The organism is Lamprobacter sp. (assembly GCF_034860625.1).
Lineage (GTDB): Bacteria > Pseudomonadota > Gammaproteobacteria > Chromatiales > Chromatiaceae > Lamprobacter.
Genome location: NZ_JAYESN010000146.1, coordinates 1 through 9,062, shown reverse-complemented (window position 1 = coordinate 9,062; position 9,062 = coordinate 1). Strand labels below are relative to the sequence as shown.

The 9,062-nt window shown below is 60.9% G+C and carries 6 protein-coding genes and 1 pseudogene; 6 read left to right on the top strand and 1 reads right to left on the bottom strand.

All coding sequences use genetic code 11. The features are described from left to right. Positions 1-225, bottom strand: a pseudogene (locus VBE63_RS21980) (V-type ATP synthase subunit B); the annotation flags it as partial. A gap of 664 nt (positions 226-889) precedes the next feature. Between VBE63_RS21980 and VBE63_RS21975 the strand changes: the two are divergent. The 6 genes from VBE63_RS21975 to VBE63_RS21950 form a co-directional block, all read left to right on the top strand. Then, on the top strand, positions 890-1,114 hold the full coding sequence (locus VBE63_RS21975; protein ID WP_323685161.1) for a hypothetical protein: 225 nt from the start codon (positions 890-892) through the stop codon (positions 1,112-1,114). 267 nt (positions 1,115-1,381) lie between these two features. Further along, complete coding sequence (locus VBE63_RS21970) at positions 1,382-1,981, top strand: NYN domain-containing protein (protein ID WP_323685160.1); 600 nt, start codon at positions 1,382-1,384, stop codon at positions 1,979-1,981. Between the two features lie 126 nt (positions 1,982-2,107). Next, positions 2,108-2,635 (top strand): NYN domain-containing protein, encoded by a 528-nt coding sequence (locus VBE63_RS21965; protein WP_323685159.1) that lies wholly within the window; start codon positions 2,108-2,110, stop codon positions 2,633-2,635. After that, positions 2,635-3,312, top strand: a complete 678-nt coding sequence (locus VBE63_RS21960; RefSeq protein ID WP_323685158.1) for a hypothetical protein — start codon at positions 2,635-2,637, stop codon at positions 3,310-3,312. The genes VBE63_RS21965 and VBE63_RS21960 overlap by 1 nt, the downstream gene beginning before the upstream one ends. Next, a complete protein-coding gene (locus VBE63_RS21955) occupies positions 3,312-4,901 on the top strand; it encodes a HesA/MoeB/ThiF family protein (protein WP_323685157.1) in 1,590 nt (529 codons plus the stop codon). Before VBE63_RS21960 ends, VBE63_RS21955 begins: the two co-directional genes overlap by 1 nt. 124 nt (positions 4,902-5,025) lie before the next feature. Beyond that, on the top strand, positions 5,026-9,062 hold a 4,037-nt coding region (locus tag VBE63_RS21950; protein WP_323685156.1), incomplete at its 3' end, for a tetratricopeptide repeat protein.

Here is a 9,062-nt window from a genome sequence, read left to right as displayed (position 1 = left end):
AGCGGTCGAGACGCCTTTGGTGCCGGAAAACACCTGTAGCGAGACCAGCTCGCGATCGATCTTGATCACCCGCGCCAGTGAGCGGAAGCCGTCGACGCCCTCGACCAGCGCCAGATCGTCATAGGCGATGGTCGGCGCCTCGGTGCTGGCGCGTGCGACGCGCACCTTGAGCAGGTCGCCGACGATCTCAACGATGTCGGTGTAGCGGGTCAGTGTGTGGGCCATGCGGTTTCCTCGGATCTCCTTGCGGCTTCGCTAGAGTTCAGAACGTCAGTCGGTAGTCGCCGTCGCTCGGTCGCAACGTTAGCCCTCAATGAGCTTTGCTGCAATCTCGGTTTGCTGTCTTGGGTTGGCCAGGCGAGCCAAGTATCTAGCCCAAATGTTTCATAAACCGGCTAGCCAGGGCGGGCGCCGGTCGCCGAGGGGCCATGCTCCTAGCAGGTTCCTGCGCCACTTGAGGCAGGTCTAACACACAAGAAATCGCGCGTCGCGTTGAAAACCAGCCTTAGCTTCGCGTTGAGTAGAGAGTAGCAAGCCAGGATGGCCTGTGGGAACTGCGGCATAGGAAGGCCGGCCAGGGATGGCATTGAAAACCGGCAGCAACCTTGCGTTGACGTCAGTAGAAGGGGAGACCAGGAGGGTCCCGAGGAAAAACGACCATGGCAGGCCAGCCAAGGATGGCATTGAAAATCGACAACAGCGCGGCGTTGAAGCCGTGTAGAGCAAGCAGACCAGGATGGTCCGCCGGGACGATAGCCAAGGCAGGCTGGCCAGGGAAGGCGGCACTAAATCAAAGCATATCAGAGTCTTACCCATCACCAACCATCACCAACCATCACCAACCACCACCAACCACCACCAACCATCACCCAATCAAAGGAGATCACCGATGGCCAACATCCCCAACGCACGACGCTACAGCAGCCACATTCACAACGCACATCGTGGAACCACCTCTGCGACAGCGAGACCGGCACAACCAGACGCTGCGGCGGCGGGTGTTGGCTGGGGTGTCGCAGCAACCGTGGTCGGGCTTGGCGTGCTCTACCTCGTCGGGGGTTCTTGGGCCGTCTTGCTAGGCGGTATCAGCTTGATTTGGCTGCTCTCCTCTTAGGACAAAGAGGCCAGCCCTTTTAAGGTGCATAAAAGCAACATTTAAAATCAGCGACTTACGATTCCATGTGAATCTGCCGGTCACCGAACCACGCGATCCGTCGCAAGCACCTTGACGAAGAATCAGGGGCTTGCAGTCAGGTGAATTTCGTCACCTTAAAAGGGCTGGACAAAGAGGCTAATGCTACGGCGACGGCGCCGCAGCCGGCTGATCAGCTCTGATTTGACCCGCGCGCACCCAGAATTCTTTTTCACCCGGAGAACGATCATGGAACGGCTCATCATTTTCAACGACTACGCCAATATCGAAGCGGCCTTCGGTCAACTTGGCATCACACTCGACGAACAGGCGCTGCTTGATTACCTAAGCGAAGGGCGCTTCTTGGTCGAGGCGCATGCCTTCGTGCCGATCGATCCGCGCAATCCCCAGGCGCGGGCTGCCGTGATCGAGCGTCTGTGGCAAGTCGGCTACCTGGTCCACGACAAGATCGGCAACCTCGTCGGTGATGGCTACCGGTGCAATCTGGATGTGGAGATCACGCTGGAACTCATGCGCACCGCAGAGATCGCCAACCCCGACATCATCGTGCTGATCTCAGGTGATAAGGACTTCATTCCCGTCATCCTGGAATTGCGTCGCCGTGGCATTCGCGTCGAAGTCGCCGCCTTTCCCGAGCACAATGCTGCGCGTGAGGTCATGCTCAAGGCCTCCGGCTTCATCGATCTGCAGCGTTACCTGCAGGAGCGTGATGAAGTGTTCGAGTCCGGCGCCGATTCTCAGAACGAGCCCGCTGACAGCGACCTGAAGGCCAGTCCATTCGAGAAGGACTCGGCCGCAGAAGCGAAAAGCATCGGATGCAAGGTTTAGAAAATAGTTTGATCGGACATTCAAAACGCACTGTTGGCCCGCGTTGGTCACTGAGTCGCACAGCGACGGCATGTCGCATTAGGAACCCAATTCTGTTTCACCCACTCGTTGCCTGAGGAACGCACCATGATCCGCAAAATCTTCGCCATCGATCTGACCCCTTGCGACATCGTTGCCCGTGAACGGGGCGCGCAGTTCTTTCCAGTGCAGGCCGTGCGCGAGTTGATCGCGGGGGACGATGTCGACGTCCTCGAGACCCTGGTCACCCTGGTGGAGCGCGTTGCTGAGGATAACCCGGAGTCCATCGCCAGCAACAAGATGAACTTCACCCGCAAGCAACATGCGCTTGAGGAATCCGGCGCGCGAGTCATCCGGGCACCTGCCAAGCGGCTGCCGGACGGGGGATTCAAGCAGTCCGACGACCAGCGACTGATCATCGCGACGCTGTCGCTCGCCCTGCGCCTGCGCCCGGAGTTCCTGGTGCTGGCCGCCGCTGACGGCGACTTCGCACCGATGGTCTGGGAGTTGCGCAACGAGGGCATTCGCACCGAGGTACTGGCCCGCCCGCAGATGCTCGCCAGCGACCTGCGCCGGGCGGCCTACTCGGTGATCGACATCGACGACGTACTCAACACGGTGGGAGGGGCACACTAATGAGACTCAAGCGCGACGAACTGGGCTTTGTGCGATCGAACGGGTTTGGCCGGATCCGCCGGGATGAGCTGGAGCAGATACTCGGCATCGGCGGCTCGGAGTCGGTCTACCGCTCCGGTGTCGACAACGGCGTGCGCACCGGCCAGGTCGTGGTCGACGTCGAGGTTGCGGTCAAGCCCGGCGATACCTTCTCTGCCGGACCCCGGGTGATCAAGGGGGCAGGGTCCGGCTTCACCGGTGGCGGGCGGGTGATCAAAGGGGCTGGGTCCGCAGCGCCATCGGCAGCGCTGCCGCCTGCGTTGCGCCGGGAATTCGACGGTCTGCGCCGTGCTGGCTTTGGTGGTGTTGATGCGCCTAGGCCATCGGCCGAGGGATGGCGCATCCGCTTACGGGGGTTGACCCTGCCCGGCGGGGTGCGCACCGACGCGCTGATCGTGCTGCCGAAGACCTACCCGCTCGCGGCGCCGATCGGATTCTATCTGGCCGAGGGTGCGGAGTCGGCGCAGTTGGACCGCAGTCACCTTTATCAGCGCTCCTACCACGGCGCTCCTGACCTTGCCGGTGAAGGCTGGCAATGGTACTGCGGGGTCGCGGACAACTGGCGCCCAGGGCATCACACCCTGGTGTCGTACATGAGCGTCACCCTGGCCTTCTTTGCGGATGCGGCGGTGCATTGATGAACAAGCCATTGGACAAAGCACTCATCAACCCACCCGAGCTGCGTATTCCGTGGGGCCTGGCTGAACGCATGCAGGCGCAGCTGCACCCTGAGCCGTTCCAGGAGCGTTTCGCCTTCGCCGCCGCGCGGCCGCTGCAAGCAGGCCCTGCACAGTCGCAGGCCACGTTACTGGAGCAACTCATCCTGGTGGCTGACGACGACTATGAGCGCACCAGCTCAGCCGGATTGGCGCTGACCGCAGAGGCGTCCGAGCGCATGAACCAGTGGGCCGTGAAACTCGCCGCGAACGGTTGGATCGCCGTGCATCTGCACTCGCATCCGCCAGGCGCAACCCATTTCAGTGCCACCGACGATGCCGCCGAATCGCAGTTCGCCGCCTGGCTGTCGGAGCAGGGCGTGGCGCAGTTCTGGAGCCTGGTCTGGCCGCGGGATGGCGCACCGCGGGCACGGCTCTGGCACCAGGGCGTCGAGCTGCCGGCACGAGTGGTACTTGGTTTGGCGCCGGTCGAGCCGACACCGGGTGCGATGGCGCCAGCGCTGGATCGGCAGCGCGCGTTCGGCCCGGCGCTGCACCAGGTCGCGGAAGAACTGTCGATCGGTGTGGTCGGTGTCGGTGGGCTGGGCATGCTCGCGCTCGAGCAACTGGCGCGCGCTGGCTTTCGGCGTTTCGTGCTGGTCGATCCGGACCACATCGAAACGACTAATCTCAACCGGTTGCCCAGCGTGACGCAGCGCGACATCGGCCGTCCGAAGGTGCAGGTGGGCAAACGCCTGGTCCGGCAGATCGCCTCAGCGCTTGGCCATCGCCCAGAGGTGACCGCGTACCCTCGCGACATCTACCTCTCCGGCGCCGCCCAACGCGGGCTGCAGCGCTGCGATCTCATCCTGGCACTGACCGACAACGACCTCAGCCGCACCATGGCGTTGCAGCTGGCGTTGGATGCCGGTCGCGACTACCTGCAGGCCGGCACCGACATCACGCTGGCCGATGATGGGTCGATCGCGGGCCTGCGCGCCGAGGTCACTGGTGCCGAGACCGGGCGGTATTGTCCGATCTGCAGCGGTCGGCTCTCGCCGGGCCAGGCTGCGGTGGAGGCGCGCGCCTATGCCGGTGGGCACATTGCCGCGCATGCCCACGCAGCTGGCTATTTGCCGGATGTCGCGGCGCCGGCGGTGATGGGGCTCAATGCAGTGGCGGCGGGGATGCTCGTGACTGAGATCCAGCGCCGGGCCGCCGGCATCGGCGTGCGCGACCTGCTGCAGGTGGATTTGCAGACGGGGGAGTTCCGTGCCGTCGAGCGCGTGGCGACGGGCCAGGCCTGCGATGTCTGTGGTGCGCAACCCTCGCCTGAACAGGCCGAATTTGCATCTGATACTGAGCCTAGGGCCACGTCGGAGCCTAATCAGCAGGTGCCACCGACGATGTTCGATACCATCAGTTCGCAGCCTGCGCGAAAGGAGCAACGAATAATGAATGAGGGCAAGAATCGGCCCCAAAAAGCCTCGCGCTCGCGCGGTCACAACGCCTTGCTACGCGACGTCCGCTTTCGAGGCGGCGACGGGGCGCATCAAGGATCGGCGTCGTGAGCAACGCCGAAATCGTCAAAGCGAGAGCCTTTGGTGGCAAGATGACGGGCAGTGAGGTCAGCGCATGACTCTTACCGCGCTATCCGCAACCTCTTCATGACAACCCCAGCAGGGAGAACTGGATATGTCGAGCGCAAATGAACTCTGCCCAGCATGCGGTAAAACAACGCTCAACTTCTTTCCCAGGGCCGGCAAGTACCGCTGCATCGATATCGGCTGCGGCGAGGAATTTCTTCCTGATCAACTTCATGCCAGGTCGTCTGCGGGGAGCGAAGTGCTGAATCTCGACAGCTTGCCGTTCCCCGTCGCCTATCCATTGGCCCATGCGGGCGACGGTCGCCTTGCTGCCCGCGACCGGGCTGCCAACGCCATCTTCGCCGGCTACCAGGCCATGCGCGTCACAGCGCTACTGCTGCTCGCGGACTACCTCGCCTGTGACACCGTCTGCCGACAACTTCAGGGACCCATTCGCGGGCTGCGCCTGCCGCACTGGTATGACTGGGGTCTGCTCTGCGACCAACTCGCCAAGTTCTGGTCTGGGCGCCTGCAGGAACGCCCTGAACGCGCTAGTGCCTTCCCCAATCTAGTTGCCGCCTGGCTTGAGGTGAATCGTCATGGCAAGCTGCCTCGCAACCACCCTTGGAGGGAGTTGCTGGCAGGTCTGCCGGGGTTGCAAGGGCCATCCGCCCAGAGCCTCAACGATGCCTTGTGGAAGGCCCGTAACGACCGTGCCCATCGCGAGTCCACGCGCACCGTGGAAGAGGGCGCCGAGCAAACCCTGCTGCCGAGATTGCTCGCCGTCTCCGAGGCCATGGTGCAACGGCTGTTTCCAGCCGGCGAATTGACCTTATGGCGTCGGATCGGGACCGACAACGAGACGCCAGCAGCGATTTGTCTTCAAGGTGCCCATGCTGATCTGCGCTTCGCAATCGCAGATAGCCCGGAGGTTGCCGCCCTGGGCTGGGGCGCTAGCGACCTATTGGCCAGCACGGACACAGTCGATCTGCCTCTCTACCCATTGTTCGTCCCCCTGGACAACGAGGGCGCGGAACAAAGCTTGCCGGGCGGCGGCCTGATCGAGCCCGTCGGCCTGGTAGACGGCATTGGCGCAAAGAAGATCGCCGTGCTTGGTGTGCGCAGCCACTGCGAACTGCCGGAGCTGGTGGCCCCAATCCAGGCTGGTCTCGCGCTGAAAGAGGTCCAGCTCGGCGTAGAGCGCGCCCAGACGCAACGCTGGAGCCTAGTGAGTTGGGCTACAGTCACCGCAGAGGACACCCTGAACGCGCTGCGTGGGCGCAAATACTTTCCGGATCTCTATCTGGAGCGGGCTGGCGTCGACGGCCTGGTCCGACAGGTTCTCGATCAGCCCGGCCGTGGCCTGTTGCTGCTCGGGGAGGCCGGCTCTGGCAAGAGTTCCCTGCTAGCTCGGCTGGTGGACGGATTGCTGGGCGAGGAGCCGGATGGCGACCCGTCTCAAGATCAGGTTCAAACCAACGCGTTGGGGTTTCTTGCGCGACGTGGTGCTGGCGATGTGGTCCTGTTCCTCTCTGGTGCCGATGCCTATCAGGCTGATGCCGCCTGGTCTGGTCGCCAGACCTTGTGCGAGGCGGTGCTGCGCCGTGCCGGCATCGCTAGCGGCGCCTTTACCGACCTCGACGATCTGTGCCGCCACCTCGACGCCACCTCCGCGCAGGATCTGGATGCTGACCGCCGCGTCTGGCTGATTCTTGATGCCATCAACGAGGCCGATCGCTTCACCGACCTGCTGAAAGCGGTCGACGATTTCCTGCCCGCGCTGCATCGCTATCCATGGCTACGTCTGGTCATCAGCCTGCGTAGCGGCGCCTACCAGTCTTTGGCCCAGCGTCATCGCGACCTGTTGCAGCATGGCAGCGAGGTGCTCGCTAACGCTCGATTCCTTGTCGGCTTTACCGACGAGCGGGAGAAAGAAGTTCCCTATTTGGAGCTGCGCCCCTTCGCTGTGGCTGAGGCGCGAGAAGCTTACCAACTGCGCCAGAGACATTGTCCCGAGCAGAGCTGCCCCGTTTCTTACGACGGGCTTGCGCCGAGCCTGCGTGAGTTGGTGCGTGTCCCGCTGTCTCTGCATCTATTCCATGAGACCTTTCGGGGTCGCTCAGATGCACCGTCAGATCTTGACGAGGGACGCTTGCTCGGTGCTCATCTGGACCGACTGCAGGCAGATCTGCCGGGCGTTGCCAGCCACCTGAGGCGCCTCGGTGTGCTCATGTATGAACGGCGAATCCCGTTCTTGCCGTTGGAGGATGCGCATAACTGGGTTACCGAATGGCGTGCCCAGTTGGGAGCCGAGAATGCGCTGCGTGTCGTCAAGCTGGACCCAGTGGAAGAACTAGTCGCCGCCTCATTGCTGATGCGCCCCACTAAGGTGGCTGAGGGAGTCGACCAAGGTCTGGCCGGCTACGGGTTCAGCCATCAGCGGCTGAGTGAACAACTGTTGCTGCGCGAACTCAATCGGCAGATTTTCCCCCGCAGATTGCCAACCGCTGACGAACTGCTCTGCTGGGCACGTCATGCGGGTGGATCTGACAATGCCGAAGCGGTGTGCTTCGACGAACTAGCCGGCGCGTTAGAGACTGTGACCGCGGCGTTAGCAGAACAGGGTTTTGGCGATGTCTTGTCTGCATTGCTGGAGCTAGAAGACGAGGCGGTTCGCACACGTCTGATCGGCAGCGCCATCAAATGCCTGGGGCCCTTGGCACGTTCCAATCGGAATGCGGTCGATGTTGTGATCGCCCCGATGATAGAGCGCGGTATTCTAAACCCGGAACAAGGGGCGCGCTTCATTACTTCGGCAGAGCAGACACAAGACTGGCTCGCCGAGCACGGGTTCAGTCTGGTTGCCATGCGGGTTGGCGAGGGGCGCCTCACTGTCGCGCGGGCGTTAGTCTCAGCTCGTCCGGAAAGCACGGACTTGCTTAACGACTTAGTAAGGGCTTTGCTCGACCTGGGTAATCTCGAAGAAGTAACAGGGTTGAGAGAATGCGCGCAGGACCGTTTCACTGAATCTTTAAAGATCAGTCGCGAACTTGTAGCACAGGGGTCGGATTTAGCTGGCTCCCACCTGGCTCTATGTAATTGCCTACATTACCTCAACGGGCTTGCTTCGGCTTCTGGTGACATGGCCGAATCGCGGGCATATTGCGATGAACGGGTAGAAATTGCGCGTTTACTAGTTGCTCAGGAACCCGAGGATTCACACTTGAGTTTTAACCTGGCCAACTCGCTGATCAATCTGGGTGATAGTGCTACCGAAGTGGGCGATTGGTCTACATCGCGATGCTGCTTTGAAGAGTCGATCCAGATATTGCGCTCGCTGATAGTTAAAGAGCCCGAGCGTTCGTCTTTTAAAAATTTACTGGGAAGTGCTTTGTCCGGTTTAAGCCTGACAGCAGATTACATGGGCGACTGGGGGAATTCTCTGAACTACTTGAAGGAGAGCTTGGAGATAAGTCGTGCGCTAGTGGTACAAGAACCCGCGCGGGTGGACCTGAAAAGGGAGCTAATAACTGATCTAAGTAATATAGCCGTCACGGTTTGGCGTGATAGGGAAAGGGAAGGCATAACTGAAGCGCGCGAATTACTTGAAGAAGCGCTAGAGATAGCGCGTGCAATAGTGGCGCAGCAACCAGATAACGTATACTTGAGAATGAGTCTGGCTTTAATTACAGCCAACCTTGGCACCCTAGCGGATGAGATGGACGATCAGACTCGGGCTCAGCGCTACTTTGAAGACTCGAAAAAGGTGTTATGCAAATTAGTAGCGCAAGAGCCAGACCGAGCCGACTTTAAATGGATGCTGGCGGGGGTGATGTCGAACCTATGTGAGGTGTTGGAAACTTTGGGTGACGATGAAAAGGCGCTGTGCTACTGCGAGCAGTCATTGGAGATTTTGCATGCATTGATGGCCCAGGAGGTTGACACGGTGGATTTGCAGCTTACGTTAGCGCGCACTTACTTCAATCGCTCTAAGATCGGGAGTTCGTCAGAACAGCGAGAATGGCTACAGCTGGTTTTCGATACGCTAGAGCCGCTGCATGCACTCGCTGAAGCGCCTAAAGATGTGAGCTATATCTGGGATCGTGCAGTTAAAGCATTACGTGAACTGGATAGTGCCGTTGTAAC